Genomic DNA, 17,886 nt, shown 5'->3' on the forward strand with positions numbered 1-17,886 from the left:
CCGTCCGTCGACCCAGGAGATCATGCGATGTTCCGGCTGGCCCACCTATCCCTCGGGAACCGCGCACTCATCGCGCTGATCACCATCTTCGCCTCGGTGTTCGGCGTGATCACCATGTCCTCGCTGAAGCAGGAACTCATCCCCTCGATTGAGTTCCCGCGGATCACGGTGATCACGTCGATGCCGGGGGCGTCGCCCGAGGTGGTGGACAAGCAGGTCAGCCGACCGCTCGAGACGGCGCTGAACGGCGTCGAAGGCCTGGAGTCGACGTCGTCCACCTCCCGCAACGGCGTCTCGCAGATCAGCCTCGTCTTCACCTATGGCTCCAACCTGGACCGTGCCCGGAACCAGATCGACCGGGCCATTTCCAATGCGAAGCGCACGCTCCCGGACGACGTCCAGCCGCAGGCCATCGCCGGGAGCATCAGCGACTTCCCGATCGTCTTCCTTGCCGTTTCCTCCGACAAGCCGCTGAGTGAGCTGAACACGGATCTTCAGCGCCTGTCGGTGCCCCGGCTGCAAAAGCTCGACGGCGTCCGCGGCGCCGACGTGACCGGAGGCGCCAGCAGGCACATCCTCATCCAGCCGAACGCGGCCCGGATGGCCTCCGGCGGTGCCAGCATCCAGTCGCTCCGAAACGCCCTGACCAACAATGGCGACCTTGTCCCGGCGGGCACGATTGAGGAGAAGGGCCAAAGCCTCTCCCTGCAGATCGGCAGCCCGGTCGACTCGGTCGCAGCGGTGAAGGCCCTCCCGCTCAGCGGGGCCAAAGCCGGGACCACCATCGGTTCCGTGGCCGACGTCAGCATCAGGGACGACGCGCGGACATCGATCACCCGGACGAACGGCCTCGAAACGCTGGCCATCTCCGTGACCAAGAAGCCCGAGGGCGACACCGTGGCGATCTCGCACGCGGTCAAGGACCTGCTGCCGCAGCTCGAGGCGGAGCTTGGCTCGGGCGCCAAGATCACGCCCGTCTTCGACCAGGCACCCTTCATCGAGAAGTCCATCAAGGACCTCACCACGGAGGGGCTTCTGGGCCTCGGCTTCGCGGTGGCCGTCATTCTCCTCTTCCTCATGTCCGTCCGCTCCACCCTGGTCACCGCCGTCTCCATTCCGCTGTCGCTGCTGATCGCTTTCATCGGCCTGTCCGGCACGGGGTATTCACTGAACATCCTCACGCTCGGGGCGCTGACCATCGCGATTGGCCGGGTGGTGGACGATTCCATCGTGGTGATCGAGAACATCAAGCGGCACCTGAGCTACGGCGAAGCCAAGCTAACCGCGATCCTCACCTCCATCCGTGAAGTGGCCGGCGCGATCACCGCTTCCACGCTGACCACCGTGGCCGTTTTCCTCCCGATCGCCTTTGTGGGCGAGCTCGCGGGCGAACTGTTCCGCCCGTTCGCGCTGACTGTCACCATCGCCCTGCTCTCCTCGCTGCTGGTGTCTCTGACCATCGTGCCGGTGCTCGCGTACTGGTTCCTGAAGAACCCCGCGAACGAAGGCACCGGCGATGCCCCGCGGTCCGCCGGGGAAGTCCAGTCGCAGGCCCATGAGGCCGAACAGCGCAGCCTGCTCCAGCGCGGCTATCTTCCCGTGCTGAACAAAACCCAGAAGCACCCCGTCATCACGCTGATCGCAGCGGTCCTGGTCCTCGGCGGGACCGCCGCGATGACGCCGCTGCTCGCCACCGACCTGCTGGGCCGGTCCGGGGAGAACAGCATGACGGTCAAGCAGGAACTTCCCGCCGGCACCAGCCTCGACGACACCAGCGCCGCAGCCCGGAAGGTCGAGGACGTGCTCCTTGGCATCGACGGGATCAGGGACGTCCAGGTGACCTCCGGCAACGCGCAGGCCGGCTTCACCGCACTGACGTCCTCGGGCGCCTCCAATTCCTCCTTCACGGTTGTCACCGACGAAAAAGCCAACCAGGGCAAGCTGCAGGACACGGTCCGCAGCGAACTCGCGGCCGCAGGTGCGGCGGGCAAGATCTCTGTCGGCTCCCAGCAGGGAGGCTTCGGAACGTCCTCCACCGTGGACATCACCCTGAAGGCCGCCACGTCCGAGGACCTTAGGAAGGCCAGCGACGCCATGGTCAAGGCCATGACCGGAGTGCCCGGAAGCAGTGAGGTGACCACCAACCTGGCGGCCAGCCAGCCCGTGGTGCAGGTGAACGTGGACCGGGCCAAGGCCGTTGCCGCCGGCCTGACCGAAGAGCAGGTGGCAGGCGTCCTGGCCTCCACCATCAGCCCCGTCCCCGCGGGCACCGTCCGCATCGACACGGACGATTTCCCGGTCCAGATCGGCGAAGGCAAACGCTTCACCAGCATCGCCGCCGTCCGGGACATCCTGCTCCCCACCGCATCGGGAGCGGTCCCGCTCAGCCGGATTGCCGCCGTCGAACAGGTCGACGTCCCCGTCTCCATCACCTCAAGCAACGGCCAGCGGACGGCGCAGGTGTCCGTCACGCCGTCGGGGTCCAACCTGGGCGCCGTCAGCGCCGACGTGCAGCAGCGCCTCAAGGGCGTGGACCTTCCCGCCGGGGTGACCGCGGAGATCGGCGGCGCCACGACCCAGCAGGCGGAATCGTTCCGGCAGCTCGGCCTCGCGCTGCTGGCAGCCATCGCCATCGTCTACGTGATCATGGTGGCGACCTTCAAGTCCCTGGTGCAGCCGCTGATCCTCCTCGTTTCGGTGCCGTTCGCCGCCACCGGGGCCGTGGCCCTGCTCCTGGCCACGCGGGTGCCACTGGGGCTGCCGTCGCTGATCGGCATGCTGATGCTCGTGGGCATCGTGGTGACCAACGCGATCGTGCTGATCGACCTGATCAACCAGTACCGGAAGCCGCGCGGCGGCAAGCCGGGGATGGGCGTCGCCGACGCCATCACGCACGGCGCCCGGCAGCGGCTCCGCCCCATCCTGATGACCGCGCTGGCCACGGTCTTCGCGCTGACCCCGATGGCCCTTGGCATGACCGGCGGCGGCGGGTTCATTTCCCAGCCGCTGGCCATAGTGGTGATCGGCGGCCTTGTCTCCTCCACGGCGCTCACGCTGGTGCTCGTCCCCGTGCTGTACCGGCTGGTGGAAGGGCGGAAGGAGAAGAAGGAGCTCCTGCGCCAGCTCAAGCAGCGGCCCGGCTTCTCCCCTGCCGATGACGACGTCGATGCCGAGTTCGCCGACTGGACCACGGGCATGGTGCCCAAGCTCACCGGCCGCCGGGCCGCCCCCGGCTCCCCGGACTGATTCCCCTCGACCCAACTGACCGGCCCCGAGGGCTAGAGTGGGCCCATGAGCGAGCAATTCAGCGTTGAGCCGGTAAATGAGCACCAGTTCGTGGTGCGTGCCACCACCGACGGCGGGGTCATCGAATCCTGGTTCCGGGCCGATCCGGAGGTCATAGAAGAGCTGGGCCTGAACGACGTCGACGAAGTGGACATCGTGAAACAGACGGCGGTCTTCCTTGCCGAGCACCAGCCCGTGGAGGATTTTCCGCCGATGCTTGATCTGGTCGACGTCATGGCCAGCTACGACGACTATGCCGACAGGATCCGCGGGCAGCTTCGTTCCAGCTGATGTCCCCCTTTGGGCCGCCGGGAATATCCCCGCGTGGGGGACGTTTAGGTGGGTACATGCAAATGCATGTAAATCGGGTACACTGGTAACACAGGTCCGAACATCTTCGGCGAACGGAAGGCTCATCATGCAGATCGGCGTATTCAGCGTCAGCGACATCACCCAGGACCCCACCACGGGCCGGACCCCTACGGAGCACGAGCGCATCAAGGCCTCCGTGGCGATCGCCAGGAAGGTCGAAGAAATCGGCATGGACGTCTACGCCATCGGCGAGCACCACAACCGGCCGTTCTTCTCCTCCTCCCCCACCACCACGCTCGCCTACATCGCCGCACAGACAGAGCGCATCACGCTGTCCACGGCCACCACGTTGATCACCACGAACGATCCGGTCAAGATCGCCGAGGACTTCGCCATGCTGCAGCATCTCGCCGACGGCCGCGTTGACCTGGTGCTGGGCCGTGGCAATACGGCCCCGGTCTACCCCTGGTTCGGCAAGAACATCCAGGACGGGATCGAACTCGCCATCGAGAACTACAGCCTGCTGCGCAAGCTGTGGGATGAGGACACGGTCAACTGGTCCGGAAAGTTCCGCACGCCGCTGCAGAACTTCACCTCCACCCCGCGCCCGCTCGACGGCGTGGCCCCCTTTGTGTGGCACGGCTCCATCCGCACCCCGCAGATCGCGGAGGTGGCGGCGTACTACGGCGACGGGTTCTTCGCGAACAACATCTTCTGGCCCAAGGAGCACTACCAGCAGCTGATTGGCCTGTACCGCGAGCGCTACGAGCACTACGGCCACGGCAAGGCTGACCAGGCCATCGTGGGGCTCGGCGGACAGTTCTTCATGCGGAAGAACTCCCAGGACGCCGTCAGGGAATTCCGGCCGTACTTCGACAACGCCCCCGTTTACGGCCACGGCCCGTCACTGGAGGACTTCACGTCGCAGACCCCGCTCACCGTCGGGAGCCCGCAGGAGGTCATCGAGAAGACCCTCTCGTTCCGCGAGTTCTTCGGCGACTACCAGCGCCAGCTGTTCCTGATCGACCACGCCGGCCTGCCGCTGAAGACCGTGCTGGAGCAGCTGGACCTGTTCGGCGAGGAGGTCCTGCCGGTCCTGCGCAAGGAGTACGCCGACCGCACACCGGAGCACATCCCGGCTCCGCCCACGCACGCCGGACGGGTTGCCGCCCGGATCGCAGCCGAGGGCGCCGCAGCTGAGGGGATTGGCCAGGACACCGCTGCCGCCGCCTCCCCGACGGATTCACGATGACACCGCGGAACGCACCGGCGGCTTCCGGGCCGTCGGTGTCCGGGCGGTCAATGTCCGCAGTCCGGCTGGCCGCCGAAACCTGGGAGTCCCTGTTCCGGGCGCAGGTGGCCGTGATGCGCCGGCTGCAGTCCGGCCCCGCGTTCCGGAACCTGGCGGTGAATGAGTACGACGTGTTGTTCACCCTGTCGCGGTGCCCGTCCGGCTGGCTCCGGCTGAACGAGCTGAACGACAACGTGCTGCTGAGCCAGTCCAGCCTGAGCAGGCTGGTGGACCGGCTGGAGAAGCGCGGCTACGTGGAACGCATGCCGGCCCCCGACGACGGCAGGGGCGTGCTGCTGAAGCTCACGGAGGAGGGCGCCGCGCTGCAGAAGGAAATCGGCCGCGAGCACGTGCGGGACATCGCCGAGCTCGTCGGTCCGGCACTGACGGCGGCGGAGCAGCGGGAGCTGCTGCGGCTTACCGAAAAACTGCGGGCGTCGCTGCCGTCCCGTTAGGGACGGCAGGCAGTGAGCCGCAACCTGTCAGCGGATGACGGCCAGCTTGTCCGGGTCCTCCGCGGGGAGTTCGCCGTCCACGGTCGCGGACACCCGGATCTCTTTGAGGGACAGGCTTCCGCCCACCGTGGACAGGAACGCGGTGTCCGAGGAGTCACGCCCTGCCGTGATGCGCAGCATGGCCTCCCGGGGAGCCAGGCCGGTGGGGTCGATCACGTGCCAGGCCCCGTTGACATGTGCCTCGGCGACGGCGTGGAAATCCATCGGGGAAAGGCCGGGGGCGTACACTGCTGCCAGCCGGGCGGGCACGTTCTTGGCGCGGAGCAGCGATATCGCCAGGTGCGCATAGTCCCGGCACACGCCCCGCCGGTGCAGGAGTGTCTCCACGGCACCGTCCGTTCCCCGGGACGAACCGCTGACGTACCGCAGTTCGCTGAACACCCAGTTGCGCACAGCCTGCAGGAGCTCCTGCCCCTGGAGTCCGCCGAATTCCGCATAGGACGTGGGCAGCAGCCGGTCGGACTCCGCGTACCGGCTGGGCCGGACATACCGGATCAGTTCCATCAGCGGGGCCTCCGCGGGTTCTGCCCGGCCACCGACGGTTGCCGAGTAATCCACGGTGACTTCCGAGGGGTCCGCGAACTCCATGTAGTGGAACCTGCCGCCATGGTGGTCCGAAAGCTCGGTCAGCGGAACCTGTTCCCCGTCCGCCGTCACGCTGAGGTTCTCCTCGAAGGACGAGTAGCCGGCGTTCCGCGCCACGGAGATGGCCATGGCCACCTTGGTGTCGGCCACGGTCTTAAATACCAGGCGGGCAGCAACAGTTCGTTCCATGGGTCTCCGGGGTGTGAGGCGGTGTGAGTCAGCGGCTGCGGGCTGGGGTGTGCCGGAGCGCAGCGGGACTAGTTCTTGATCTTCAGAGACATTAGCATCCGCTGGACGTTGGCGAATTCGGAGCCCTTGTTGACGTACCCGGCGGCCTGGTCCAGCGTGTCAAAGGCCTTGGCCGGGGCCACCTTTTCATCCGGCGCGAATGCCTTCAGCGAGCGCACGTCGCTGAACGAGTAGTTCCCCTTGCCTGCCAGGCGCTGGACCACATTCTGCAGCTGGCACGCCTTTGAATCGGCGCCGCCCACCAGGTTGGTGATGCCGTAGGAGCCAAAGTAGCGGTAGCCCTGGATCACCCTGAACACCACGTGCGGGTCGATGGTCCCCTCCCCGCCGCTGTGCGGCAGCTCCACCGGGACACTGCTGACCACGACGTAGGGCTTGCGGGCCGACGCCGCGCAGGACGCGGCGCCGGTGCTGGGCAGGCCTGTCTGCAGGGTGGCAAGGTACGTGCCTTCCGCGTCCTTGACCTCGATCTTCACAGCACCCGGAAGGGTCCCCTTGTCAGGGTCCACCGACTGGGCAATCCAGTCCTGCGGAAGCTCGAAGCTCACCGTCTTGGCGGGGTCGGTGAAAACCTTCCACGCCGCCGCCGTGGCTCCGGCCGAGGCGGAGGCGGAGGCACCGGGCGTCGCGGAGCCGCCGGCTGCCGAGGGGCCCGCTGAACCCGTGGCGGCACCGCTCGCCGGGCTGGTACCCGGTTCCGCCGTCCAGGCGGGCGCCCCCTTGCCGTCACTGCTGCAGCCGGCCACCAGTCCCGCCGTCAGCAGCACGACGGCGGCGATGCCCATACGTCCGGAGGCCCTGGTCCCTGTCATGGATCCAGCCTAGCCGGGACGACTGGCCCGTCTGCCGGTTGCCGGCCAGCGTTTCGCCCAGCCACCAGGGGCACCGCAACGCGCCCGGGCAATTAGCAATAGGCTGTGATCATGCCCGAACATGAGTTGGACGCAGCGGAACAGACCCTGGCGCGCATGTCCGCCGTCGACATTGCCGACTGGCGGCTGCGGACGTTCGCCCTCTACGACACCGTGCGGAAAATCGCCGCGGACAGCCCGGCCGAGGCCCACGCCTACTGGCGGCAGGAGCGCGACCGCATGTTCGGCACGCACCCGGCGTCCGCCCTGACGGACCAGGCCAAGGCCTCCTTCTACGGGCTCAAGACGGTTGACTACGACCCCATCTACCGGTTCTACGTCCCCCTGACCAAGGAGGGCGCCGGACGGGAGATGAACGTCGAAACCGGGACGGACGGGCTGGTCAGGTTTGTCCGGCTTGGAACGTTCGACCTTCCCGAGATGGGGCAGCTCGCCGTGTGGAAGCTGCAGGGCTACGGCGGCGGGATCTTCGTCCCGTTCCGTGATGCCACGGCGGGAAAGCCCGGCGGAAGCTACGGCGCCGGCCGCTACCTGCTGGACACCATCAAGGGGGCGTTCCACGGCATCCGCGGTTCCGGGCCGGAGGCCCAGTACGTGCTTGACTTCAACTTCGCCTACAACCCCTCGTGCGCCTACAACGAGGCCTGGGCCTGCCCGCTGGCCGGCCCGGCCAACCGGCTGGCTGTGGAAATCCCCGTCGGCGAGCTGTACTGACGTCACGCAGTTCCTGGCCGCTCCGCCCCGCACATACGATGGCTGAATGACCCCACCTGTCCAGCGGCGGATCGCCCGCGTCCGCCCCCTCGTCCCCGCCCGCTCCTCGGCCCCGGACACGGCACCCGCCAAAGGGACGGCACAGCTTCCCGAGCAGTTCTTCGTGGCCAACGGTGCCGCGGACTTTGCGGGCACCGCGGGACGGACCTGGACCGTGGTGGAGTCGCCGTTCCCTGGCTCGCGGGCCAACGCCGCCAGCAACCACCGCGAGGGGTGGGAGCCCGGCGCCAAGGTCTCCGAGGACAGCTTCACGTTCCTGGCGCCGAGCGTGCCGGCCAATGTCCTGGGGATGGCCCACAACACCGGGCAGGCCGGCAGGGACCTTCCCCCGCAGGCCTTCCACAAGGCGGCCACCAGCGTGATCGGCCCGGGTGAGGCGATTGAACTGCCGGCCGGAATCGGGCTGGTGGAGCCGGAAGCGGAACTCGCCGTCGTCGTCGGCCGCGCAGCGAAAAACCTGACCCTCGACAACGCCCGGACGGCCGTGCTGGGGTACACCATCGCCAACGACGTCACCGCGCGCAAGCTGCAAAAGTCCGATGAGCTCTGGCTCAGCGCCAAAAGCCAGGACACCTTCACACCGGCCGGCCCCTGGATCGTGACCGGGCTGGACCACACGGACCTGCCCATCGGCGTCGTCCACAACGGAACGGAACTGCCCGCGGCAAGCACGGCCGGCCTCGGCTGGAAGGTGGACGAGATCCTCGTCTACCTGACGTCGTTCATGACCCTGCACCCCGGCGACCTGGTGCTCACCGGCTTCCCGGCGGCCAGCGCCGGCATCCGGCCGGGTGACACCGTCAGCTGCCGGGTGGGCGGAATCGGGGAGCTCTCCAACCCCGTCACAGCCGCCAGCTGACCGGAACCCTACCCCGGAATCAGGCCCAGGTTCCGGACGCTTCCGACGGCGGCCGTCACCGCAGCGGCGGCAGCCTCCAGGTCCGCGGCGGTCACCGAGGAATCAAAGCTGAAGCGAACGGCGGTCTGCGCCACCTCGGCTTCGATGCCCAGTGCCACCAGCACCGGCGACGGCGCATCCAATCCCGCAGCGCAGGCCGAGCCGCTGGAGCAGACCACGCCCTGGCGCTCAAGTTCCAGGAGCACGGACTCCCCGCTGGTGCCCGGGAAGCAGAACGACGCGACCGATGGCAGCCGCTGGGACGGATGGCCGGTCAGCATGGCCCCGGGGACGCTGTCCAGGACGGCCTTGATGAACTGGTCCCGCAGGCCCGTGACGCGGGCCGCGAGTGCGCGCTGGTCGGCGTGCGCCAGGGTGAGCGCGGTGGCCAGGGCCACGGCACCGGCGACGTTCTCCGTGCCGGAGCGCCGGCCACGTTCCTGCCCGCCGCCGTGAACCAGGGGCTCCACACGGGTCCGGCCCCGCACGAACAGGACCCCGTTGCCTTTGGGTGCCCCGAGCTTGTGCCCGGAGATGCTCAGCGCGTCCACGCCGAGCGCCCTCACGTCCAGCGGCAGCCAGCCGGCGGCCTGCACGGCGTCGGTGTGGAAGGGGATCCCCAGCCCCTTCGCCAGTGCCGCCAGATCGGCCACCGGCTGGACGGTGCCCACCTCGTTGTTGGCGTACATGATGCTGACCAGCGCGGTTTCGTCCCGCAGCACCGCGGCAAGCGCCCCCGGGGTGATCGTTCCGTTCCCGTCGACCGGCACCACGTCCACGGTGAAGCCGTGGAAGCGTTCAAGGTACCGTGCGGACTCCTCCACGGCAGGATGCTCGACGGCGCTGATCGCCACCCGATTCAGGGCAGGGTCCGCGGCCTGCCGCGCCAGGGCAATCCCCTTGACCGCGAGGTTGTCCGCCTCTGTTCCGCCCGATGTGAACGTGATCTCCCCCGGCCGGCAGCCCAGCACCGCGGCCACGGTCTTCCGGGCATCAGCGAGCGCCCGCGCCGCGGAGTCGCCGAGCGGGTGGTGGCTTGACGGGTTGCCGAATTCGCCGGTGAGGTAGGGCCACATGGCCTCCAGCACCTCTCGGCGGACGGGGGTTGTGGCTGCTGCGTCCAGGAAGATCATGGTGTGCTCACCCCACTGTCAGTTCGACGTCCAGGCCAAGGTCGAGGGCAGTGACGCTGTGCGTCAGGGCACCGACGGAGATCACGTCCACGCCGGCGGCGGCGATGTCAGCCACGGTGCGCAGGTTGACGTTGCCGCTGGCCTCCACCACGGCCCGGCCGGCGACCTGCCGGACCCCGGCGCGGAGTTCCTCGAGGCTGAAGTTGTCCAGCATGATGGTGTCCACGCCGGCGGCCAGGACGGGTTCGATCTGGTCGGCGCTGTCCACTTCCACTTCGAAGTGCGTGGTGTGTCCCAGCTGGGCCTTCGCACCGGCGAGGAGCGCGGTCAGGCGTGCGGGGTCTCCCCCGGTCATGACGGCAAGGTGGTTGTCCTTGGCCAGCACGGCGTCGGAAAGGCTGTAGCGGTGGTTGGCCCCGCCGCCGCACCGGACGGCGTAGCGTTCCAGCACGCGCAGGCCGGGGGTGGTTTTGCGGGTGTCCGTGATGCGGGCCTTGGTGCCGGCGGCCAGGGCCACGAATTCCGCCGTCTTGGTGGCGATGGCGCTCATCCGCTGTGCCAGGTTCAGGCCGACCCGTTCCGCCAGCAGCACGCTGCGTGCCCGGCCGGTGACCCGGGCGAGCTTCGTTCCGGCTGCGAAGGCCTCGCCGTCTGCCACGAGCAGCTCCACCTGCGTGTCAGGGTCCACCATCAGCATCGCGTCGCGGAACACGCTGCCGCCGCTGAAGACTCCCGGGACGCGGGCGTTGAGGACCGCGGTGGCGCGGGCCTCGGCCGGGATCAGCAGCTGCGAGGTGATGTCGCCGCTGGGCGCATCCTCCGCGAAGGCCCGCTCCAGGATCTCGCGGACGGGTGCTGCGGGGAGGGTCAGGCTAGTCATGGACAAGGCTCGCTTTCGGGCTCATTCTGAATTCTTCGTCTAGGGTGTCGGGCTGGCCAGCCAGGCTGAGGGCGGCTTCCGGCAGGCCGTCGTCCCGGTAATGCGCGCCCAGCGAATCGGTCCGCTCCCGCGCCGCATGGACCAGCAGCTGCGCTGCGAGCAACAGGTTGGCATCCTCGTGAACACGCGGGTCCGCACTCAGCGGCGCGATTTCCGGACACACATCTTCGAACCACCCGGCCAGCGCGGTCCCCGCCTCCCGCAGCAACTCGCCGCTGCGAAGCACCCCGGCCTTGGCAGTCATCAACCGCCGCAGAGCAAAACGAGAGAACTCCCCGGATGCCGCATCTCCCAATCCCTCCTCGGGGTAGGGCGCAGCGCTTCCGTCGTCCGCCGCGAAGTCGCGGGACAGTGCTACGGAAGCGTGCGTCAAGGGGAGGCCGCTCGCGGCCGAGCTAGCACGCGGAGTAGTGCTGGCTTGCGACGGCTCACGCTGTTCGCCAAGGAACGCTTCGACAGCCCGCCGCCCGAACACCAGTCCTTCGAGGAGCGAATTGCTGGCGAGCCGGTTGGCGCCTTGGACTCCGGTGCAGGCGACTTCGCCGGCTGCGAAGAGACCCGGGACAGTGGTGCGGCCGTGCAGGTCGGTGGAGACGCCCCCCATCCAGTAGTGCGCGGCCGGCGCGACGGGCACGAGCTCCCGGGTCCAGTCGAAGCCGGCTTCGCGGGTGCGCTGGGTGATGGTGGGGAAGCGCTTCGCCAGGAATCCTGCTCCCCGCGCCTGCTCGAGGACCCGGGCGTCGAGGTAAACGTGCCCGTTGGGTTCGCCGAGTGCGGCCAGGTGCAGGGCGATGCTGCGGGAAACAACGTCGCGCGGGGCGAGCTCGCCGTCGGGGTGGTAGCCGTGCAGGAAGCGGCGGCCGTGCGCATCAATGAGGATGGCCCCCTCACCGCGGACGGCCTCGGAAATCAGCAGCGGGTCGCTGGCGGCGTCGGTGTTGGCTCCCGTGCCGGGCGTGGCCAGGCAGGTGGGGTGGAACTGGAAGAACTCCAGGTCCGCGACGGCGGCACCGGCGCGCCAGGCGAGGGCCAGTCCGTCGGCCGTGGCAACGGACGGGTTCGTGGTCTGCGCGAACAGCTGCCCCGCCCCGCCGGTGGCCAGCAGCACGGCGTCGGCCTGGATCCTGCCCGCCCTTCCGTCCTGCAGGAACTCCACACCGGTTACCCGCCGTCCCTGCTGCAGGAGGGCGGTAACGGTGGCGTGGCCCAGGAGCCGGATCCTGCCTGTGGCCTGCGCCGCCAGCACCGCACAGATCAGGGCGTTGGCGATGCCGGCGCCGGTGGCGTCGCCGCCGGCGTGCAGGATCCGCGGCGCCGAGTGGGCGGCCTCCAGGCCCAAGGCGGGACCGCCGTCGTCGTCCAGGTCGAAGCGGACGCCGAAGCGTCCGAGCCCGGCGATGTCCCGGCGCGCCTCGGTGCAGAGAACGCGAACGGCCGCCGGGTTGCAGTGGCCGGCACCGGCCTTCAGCGTGTCGGCAATGTGCGCGGCCACGGTGTCTCCGGGCGCCGGCTCATCCAGGACGGCGGAAATGCCGCCCTGGGCGAAGTACGTGTTGCTCTCCGCGAGCGCGCCCTTGGTCAGCAGCACCACGTCGGCGCCTGCCTCCGCCGCGAGCAGGGCGGCATAGAGGCCGGCGATGCCGCTGCCGACGACGGCGAGCCGCCGGCGTCCGGCCGTTCCGTTTTCGCTGGGGATGGTCATTGCGGGCTCTCTATTGGGGCTTGGCGGCAAGCATGCGCTCGAGTGCCGTCCTGGCGTCCTGCTGCACGTCGTCGTCCACGGTGATGCGGTTGACCACCCGGCCGGCGACGAGCTCTTCGAGGACCCAGGCCAGGTAACCGGGGTGGATCCTGTACATGGTGCTGCAGGGGCAGATCACCGGGTCCAGGCAGAAGATGGTGTGCTGCGGGTACTGGGCCGCCAGCCGGTTCACCATGTTGATCTCGGTGCCGATCGCGAAGACCGTGGGCTCGGTGGCCGCCGCAATGGCCTTCTGGATGAAGTCCGTGGACCCGGCAGAGTCGGCTGCGTCCACCACTTCCATGGGGCATTCGGGGTGCACAATGACGTTGACGCCGGGGAAGTCGGCACGGGCCTTCTCGATCTGGGCCACGCTGAAACGCTTGTGGACCGAGCAGAATCCGTGCCACAGGATCACGCGGGAGTCCAGCAGGGCCTGTTCGTCGTTGCCGCCGAGCTCCTTGCGCGGGTTCCACATGGGCATCTGCCCGAGCGGGACGCCCAGCGCCTTGGCCGTGTTCCGGCCGAGGTGCTGGTCCGGGAAGAACAGGACGCGCTGACCACGCTCGAACGCCCACTCAAGGACCGTCTTGGCGTTCGAGGAGGTGCAGACGATGCCGCCGTTCCGGCCGCAAAAGGCCTTCAGGGCCGCGGAGGAATTCATGTAGGTGACGGGGATGACCGGAACGCGGCCTTCGGCGTCGGGCTCAGTGCCGAAGATCTCCTGAAGCTGTTCCCAGCACTCCTCCACGGAATCGGCGTCGGCCATGTCCGCCATCGAGCAGCCTGCGGCGAGGTTGGGCAGGATGACAGCCTGCTCCGGCGTGGAGAGGGTGTCGGCGGTCTCGGCCATGAAGTGCACGCCGCAGAACACGATCGCTTCGGCGTCGGGCCGCGTCAGTGCGGCGTTGGCCAGCTGGAAGGAGTCACCCACAAAGTCGGCGTACTGGACAACCTCGTCGCGCTGGTAGAAGTGGCCCAGGATGACGGCACGGTCGCCGAGTGCCGCCTTGGCGGCCCGGATCCGGGCATCGAGCTCGGCGTCGGTGGCCAGCTTGTACTCCTCAGGCAGCTGCCCCTGGCGCGGCGTGGAGGCGGGAGCGACGTCGGCGCTGGAAGCTCCGGGACCGTAGGCCGGAACACCGGCGAGGGCTTCCGCGACGTCATACTCCCAGGGACCCTGGGCAAGCGCGGAACTGCAGGTGCCGCCGGCGCCGGCTGCAGTGGCCTTCTCGGCCTGTTCACGCGTGATCAGCTGGATGGCAGTGTTGACGCTGCTCATGGGGTGCTCCTGTTATCTGGGTCGAGGCCGGGGCGGCCGGTAAATCGGTAAAGACGCGGCGGGCGGTGCTTGCCGCCCTGGAGGTATTCACCGGTTTCTTCGATTTCCGGCGTCGACTTGATCTGCCGGCGGAAGTTGGCGGGGTCCAGTTGCGTGTCCAGCACGGCTTCATAGACCTCGCGGACCTGGGCGAGGGTGAAGTACTCCCCCAGGAAGTGGTAGGCGATGGAGCCGTAGGCCAGCTTGTTCCGCAGGCGCCACAGGGCGTAGTCCACAATCCCGTTGTGGTCGAAGGCCAGGCTGCCGAGCTTGTCGGCACGGAACCACCGGACATTTTCGGATTCGTCCGCCAGGGCAGCTTCCGTGGGCTGGACCAGCGCCCAGTAGACGATGGACACCACGCGCTGGGTGGGCGAGCGGTGCAGGCCGCCGAAGGCGTAGAGCTGCTCGAGGTAGCTGGGGGCCAGCCCGGTGGTTTCCCGCAGGTTCCGCGAGGCCGCGTCCTGCAGCGACTCAGAGTGCGTCAGCGGACCGCCGGGCAGGGCCCACAGGCCTTTGAACGGTTCCCGGATCCGGCGGACCAGCGGCAGCCAAAGCGTTGGCCGGCCGGAGGATTCGCTGGGACGGAGGGCGAAAATCACCGTGGAAATGGCGAGCGACGGCGGCGCGGACTGCCGCTCGGCCACGTTGGCTGAGGTGGTGTACACGGTAATCACCCGCTTCGCTGCGACGGCCGGCCCTCAGGTCTGCCCTGGATTAGTTATGGTCAATTTGACCTGAACTGATTTTACGGCCCGTTCCCCTGGATGACAAATGTTTCGGACTTCGGGGCCGGAAGTTGGGTGTAAATTCGAAAGGTCCCAAAAGGACCAGTTCCCCAACCCCAAGAAGGTACGCAGCATGACGATGAAGTCCACGGCAGAGCGACCCGCAGTCCAGCTCCGCCACAGCATGAAGCCCCGCCAGCTCACCATGATGGGCCTGGGCAGCGCCATTGGCGCCGGGCTCTTCCTGGGCTCCGGTGCCGGCGTCCAGGCGGCCGGCCCGGCAGTCCTGGTTTCGTATCTGGTGGCCGGCACGCTCATCATCCTGGTCATGTGGGCACTCGGCGAAATGGCGGCAGCCAACCCCAACAGCGGCGCGTTCTCCGTGTACGCCGAACGCGCCATGGGCAAGACGGCCGGGGCAACCGTGGGCTGGCTGTGGTGGCTGCAGTTGGTGGTGGTCATCGCCGCCGAAGCACTCGGCGCCGCGGGGCTCCTGTTTTCGGTCTGGCCGGTGGTCCCGGTGTGGGCGCTCTCGCTCGTGTTCATGGTGGTGTTCACCGGCATCAACCTGGCCGGTGTGAAGAACTTCGGCGAGTTCGAGTTCTGGTTTGCCATCCTCAAGGTGACCGCCATCGTCCTGTTCCTCGCCATCGGTGCCGCGCTGCTCCTGGGACTCCTGCCGGAGGTGCAGTCCCCTGGGCTGGCCACCATCACCGGCGACTTCGCACCGGCGGGCCTGGGCGGCATCGCCACGGCCCTGTTCGTGGTGATTTTCGCGTTTGGCGGCACGGAAATCGTGAGTGTCGCAGCCGCGGAAACCGAAGATCCCGAGCACAGCGTCACCAGGGCCATCCGGACTGTCGTCTGGCGGATCCTTGTCTTCTACATCGGCTCGGTCTTCGTGATCGCCGCCGTCCTTCCGGCCACCTCGGGGGCCCTGTCCTCGCCGTTTGCCGGCGTCCTGGACGCCGCCCGCATCCCGGGTGCCGCCACGGCAATTACCCTGGTGGCCGTCGTCGCACTTCTGTCCGCCCTGAACGCCAACCTGTACGGGGCGTCCCGCATGGTGTTCTCGCTCGCGGAGCGGGGCGAGGCTCCCGGTTTCCTGTCCCGCCTCAGCGGCGCGGGGGTGCCGATGGCCGCCGTCGGCGTTTCCGTCGCGTTCGGATTCATCGCCACGGTCCTGGAGCTGCTCTTCCCCGAGCGCATCCTGCCCGCCCTGTTCCAGCTCGTCGGGTCCACGTGCCTGGTGGTCTGGGGTTCGGCACTGGTCTCCCAGCTCATTCTGCGCCGGCGGGCGGACCGCGACGGCACTCCCCTGCCGCTGCGGATGAAGGGCTTCCCCGGGCTCACGGTGTTCGGCCTCGTGCTCCTGGGGCTGGTGTTTGCGGTGGGCTTCAGTGCCGAGAGCAGCCGCATCCAGCTGATCAGCACGATCCTGCTGATTGCCGGGATCGCCGCCGCGTGCTGGGCGGGGGCACGGATCGCTGCGTCGCGGCGCGCCCGGCTCCGCTAACCGTGGATTTGCCCAGTCCGCCGACAGGTAGAGTGGTGCCCATCCACGGCGGACCGGCGACGAAGCAGTGCCGGCGAGCCCTGCACCTGACAAGGATTGAGACTTGACGAGGACTGAAGCGATGAGCGGCAAACACACCGGCGAACAGCACTCCCACACGGTCGAGGGCACCGACCCGCAGCTCTACGTCGAAGTGCATGACCCGCAGAACGACGCCGGGCTCCGCCCCATCCTCCTTATCCACGGCTTCTCCGCGTCCAGCAAGCTGAACTGGGAGGACACCGGCTGGATCCCGGCGCTGCTGGAGGCCGGCCGCCGGGTCATCGCCGTCGACCTGCCCGGCCACGGCCGGAGCGGCGCGCCCGAGGACATGGACTCCTACTCGCCCAGCCGGATCCGGGCAGACCTCCTGCAGATCGCGTTCGACGCCGGCGCCCGGCCCCTGCGCCACGGCGACCCCGCAAGCGGGCTGGACGTGATCGGCTATTCCCTGGGTTCCCGGCTCGGTTGGGAGTTCGGCGCCACCCAGCCGGAGCTGGTCCACCGCCTGGTCCTGGGCGGCCCGAACGTGGCCGACCCGCTGGCAGCATTCGACCTCGTGGCCGCCCAGCGCTACCTGGCGGACGGCACGCCCATTCAGGATGCGTCCACAGCCGGGCTCCTCAGCATGGCGCAGGCGCTGCCGAGCAACAACATCTTTGCCCTGCTGTCCCTCGTGGAGGCCATCAAGGGTGAACCGTACGACCCCGCCGAGGCGGTGCCGCACATGCCGGTGCTCCTGGTGGCCGGCGAAAACGACGAACGCGCCGCGTCCATGCCACAGCTGGCCGAGCTGGCCCGGAACGCCGGTTCCATGGCCGAACAGCTGGTGCTGCCCGGACGCACGCACACCAGCGCCATCACCAGCCGCGCCTTCAAGCAGGCGGCCATCTTGTTCCTCGGGAGCTAGGCAGGGCCGGTTTCCCCGCCCCCAACACCTGGCCGGAACGCCGTCGAATATCCCGGCTCCCGCCGGAGCCGACGGGCGTAGGCTGGAACGTGGGGGCGGAAACACCGGAAGAGGAACCCATGGGCATGGTTTTTGAGGACCGGGAAGACGCAGGACGGCAGCTTGCGGCCGCCCTTCCCCAATTCCGCGAGCGCCCGGACACGGTTGTGCTGGGCCTGGCCCGGGGCGGCATCCCGGTGGCCGTCGCCGCAGCTGACGTCCTGCACCTGCCGTTCGGGGCCCTGCTGGTCCGCAAACTCGGCATCCCCGGCCATGAAGAGACCGCGTATGGTGCGCTGGCCTACTCGGGCGGAAGGATTGTCCGCCTTCTCAACAGGCCTCTCGTGGAGCGGATTCTCGACGACGGCGTGCGGCAGGAGTGGCTCGACCACGTCGAGCACCGGGAGCGGAACGAACTGATGCGCCGCGCCGAGAGCTATCCGGCTGTGCACCCCGATATCCACGGCAAGACGGCCCTGCTCGTGGACGACGGACTGGCGACGGGGGCCACGATGCGGGCAGCCGTCGAGGCCGTCCGGATGGCAGGCGCGGCAACCGTGGTGGCTGCCGCGCCCGTCGGCTCGATCGAGGCGGAGAAGTCATTGTCCCGGGTCTGCAATGTCCTTTGCCTGCACCTGCCGGGAAGGTTCCGGGCCGTGGGGGCTTTTTACCGGCACTTTGATCAGCTGAGCGACGAGGACGCCATCGCCCTGCTGCACGGCGCACGCATCTAGTGGT

The 17,886-nt window shown here is 68.5% G+C and carries 16 protein-coding genes; 9 read left to right on the forward strand and 7 right to left on the reverse strand.

Annotated elements, in window-relative coordinates:
* Positions 1 to 27: 27 nt before the first annotated feature.
* The 4 genes from ACFRAH_RS05340 (at position 28) to ACFRAH_RS05355 (ending at position 5,343) form a co-directional block, all read left to right on the forward strand.
* Complete coding sequence (locus tag ACFRAH_RS05340) at positions 28 to 3,246, forward strand: efflux RND transporter permease subunit (RefSeq protein WP_377989875.1); 3,219 nt, start codon at positions 28 to 30, stop codon at positions 3,244 to 3,246.
* A 45-nt stretch (positions 3,247 to 3,291) separates the two neighbouring features.
* Entirely contained in the window at positions 3,292 to 3,576 is a 285-nt protein-coding gene (locus ACFRAH_RS05345) for a hypothetical protein (protein WP_377989876.1), read from the forward strand.
* Between the two features lie 127 nt (positions 3,577 to 3,703).
* Positions 3,704 to 4,849 (forward strand): LLM class flavin-dependent oxidoreductase, encoded by a 1,146-nt coding sequence (locus tag ACFRAH_RS05350; protein WP_377989877.1) that lies wholly within the window; start codon positions 3,704 to 3,706, stop codon positions 4,847 to 4,849.
* Positions 4,846 to 5,343, forward strand: coding sequence for a MarR family winged helix-turn-helix transcriptional regulator (locus ACFRAH_RS05355; protein ID WP_377989878.1), 498 nt, complete (start codon positions 4,846 to 4,848; stop codon positions 5,341 to 5,343). The genes ACFRAH_RS05350 and ACFRAH_RS05355 overlap by 4 nt, the downstream gene beginning before the upstream one ends.
* 27 nt (positions 5,344 to 5,370) lie before the next feature.
* Here the strand turns inward: ACFRAH_RS05355 and ACFRAH_RS05360 are convergent, their stop codons facing one another.
* Positions 5,371 to 6,177 (reverse strand): transglutaminase family protein, encoded by an 807-nt coding sequence (locus ACFRAH_RS05360; protein ID WP_377989879.1) that lies wholly within the window; start codon positions 6,175 to 6,177, stop codon positions 5,371 to 5,373.
* A gap of 68 nt (positions 6,178 to 6,245) precedes the next feature.
* Entirely contained in the window at positions 6,246 to 7,049 is an 804-nt protein-coding gene (locus tag ACFRAH_RS05365) for a hypothetical protein (RefSeq protein WP_377989880.1), read from the reverse strand.
* Between the two features lie 111 nt (positions 7,050 to 7,160).
* Between ACFRAH_RS05365 and ACFRAH_RS05370 the strand changes: the two genes are divergently transcribed.
* Together ACFRAH_RS05370 and ACFRAH_RS05375 are read left to right on the forward strand one after the other, a co-directional pair.
* Entirely contained in the window at positions 7,161 to 7,823 is a 663-nt protein-coding gene (locus ACFRAH_RS05370; protein WP_377989881.1) for a DUF1684 domain-containing protein, read from the forward strand.
* A 46-nt stretch (positions 7,824 to 7,869) separates the two neighbouring features.
* On the forward strand, positions 7,870 to 8,742 hold the full coding sequence (locus ACFRAH_RS05375; protein ID WP_377989882.1) for a fumarylacetoacetate hydrolase family protein: 873 nt from the start codon (positions 7,870 to 7,872) through the stop codon (positions 8,740 to 8,742).
* Positions 8,743 to 8,750: 8 nt separating this feature from the next.
* Here the strand turns inward: ACFRAH_RS05375 and ACFRAH_RS05380 are convergent, their stop codons facing one another.
* Genes ACFRAH_RS05380 through ACFRAH_RS05400 form a run of 5 tightly spaced genes read right to left on the reverse strand, consistent with a single transcriptional unit; the run spans position 8,751 to position 14,584 of the window.
* A complete protein-coding gene (locus ACFRAH_RS05380) occupies positions 8,751 to 9,914 on the reverse strand; it encodes a cysteine desulfurase family protein (RefSeq protein ID WP_377989883.1) in 1,164 nt (387 codons plus the stop codon).
* A 7-nt stretch (positions 9,915 to 9,921) separates the two neighbouring features.
* Positions 9,922 to 10,794: a carboxylating nicotinate-nucleotide diphosphorylase gene (gene nadC, locus ACFRAH_RS05385; protein ID WP_377989884.1), complete on the reverse strand. Its 873-nt coding sequence runs from the start codon at positions 10,792 to 10,794 to the stop codon at positions 9,922 to 9,924.
* Positions 10,787 to 12,556 carry an L-aspartate oxidase gene (gene nadB / locus ACFRAH_RS05390; protein WP_377989885.1) on the reverse strand — a complete coding sequence of 590 codons (1,770 nt, stop codon included), beginning with the start codon at positions 12,554 to 12,556 and terminating at the stop codon, positions 10,787 to 10,789. Before nadB ends, nadC begins: the two co-directional genes overlap by 8 nt.
* A 10-nt stretch (positions 12,557 to 12,566) precedes the next feature.
* Positions 12,567 to 13,877 carry a quinolinate synthase NadA gene (gene nadA / locus ACFRAH_RS05395; protein ID WP_377989886.1) on the reverse strand — a complete coding sequence of 437 codons (1,311 nt, stop codon included), beginning with the start codon at positions 13,875 to 13,877 and terminating at the stop codon, positions 12,567 to 12,569.
* The gene (locus ACFRAH_RS05400) at positions 13,874 to 14,584 is read right to left on the reverse strand and encodes an NUDIX domain-containing protein (RefSeq protein ID WP_377989887.1); all 711 of its coding nucleotides are present in this window, start codon (positions 14,582 to 14,584) and stop codon (positions 13,874 to 13,876) included. Before ACFRAH_RS05400 ends, nadA begins: the two co-directional genes overlap by 4 nt.
* 193 nt (positions 14,585 to 14,777) lie before the next feature.
* Here ACFRAH_RS05400 and ACFRAH_RS05405 point away from each other — a divergent pair, with 193 nt between their 5' ends.
* The 3 genes from ACFRAH_RS05405 to ACFRAH_RS05415 all read left to right on the forward strand — a co-directional run bounded on the left by ACFRAH_RS05405 (position 14,778) and on the right by ACFRAH_RS05415 (position 17,882).
* On the forward strand, positions 14,778 to 16,160 hold the full coding sequence (locus tag ACFRAH_RS05405) for an amino acid permease (RefSeq protein ID WP_377989888.1): 1,383 nt from the start codon (positions 14,778 to 14,780) through the stop codon (positions 16,158 to 16,160).
* 121 nt (positions 16,161 to 16,281) lie between these two features.
* Complete coding sequence (locus ACFRAH_RS05410) at positions 16,282 to 17,109, forward strand: alpha/beta fold hydrolase (RefSeq protein ID WP_377990046.1); 828 nt, start codon at positions 16,282 to 16,284, stop codon at positions 17,107 to 17,109.
* A gap of 119 nt (positions 17,110 to 17,228) precedes the next feature.
* Positions 17,229 to 17,882 (forward strand): phosphoribosyltransferase, encoded by a 654-nt coding sequence (locus ACFRAH_RS05415; RefSeq protein WP_377990047.1) that lies wholly within the window; start codon positions 17,229 to 17,231, stop codon positions 17,880 to 17,882.
* Positions 17,883 to 17,886 lie beyond the last annotated feature (4 nt).

This window comes from Arthrobacter sp. NPDC056727 (assembly GCF_042790555.1).
GTDB lineage: Bacteria > Actinomycetota > Actinomycetes > Actinomycetales > Micrococcaceae > Arthrobacter.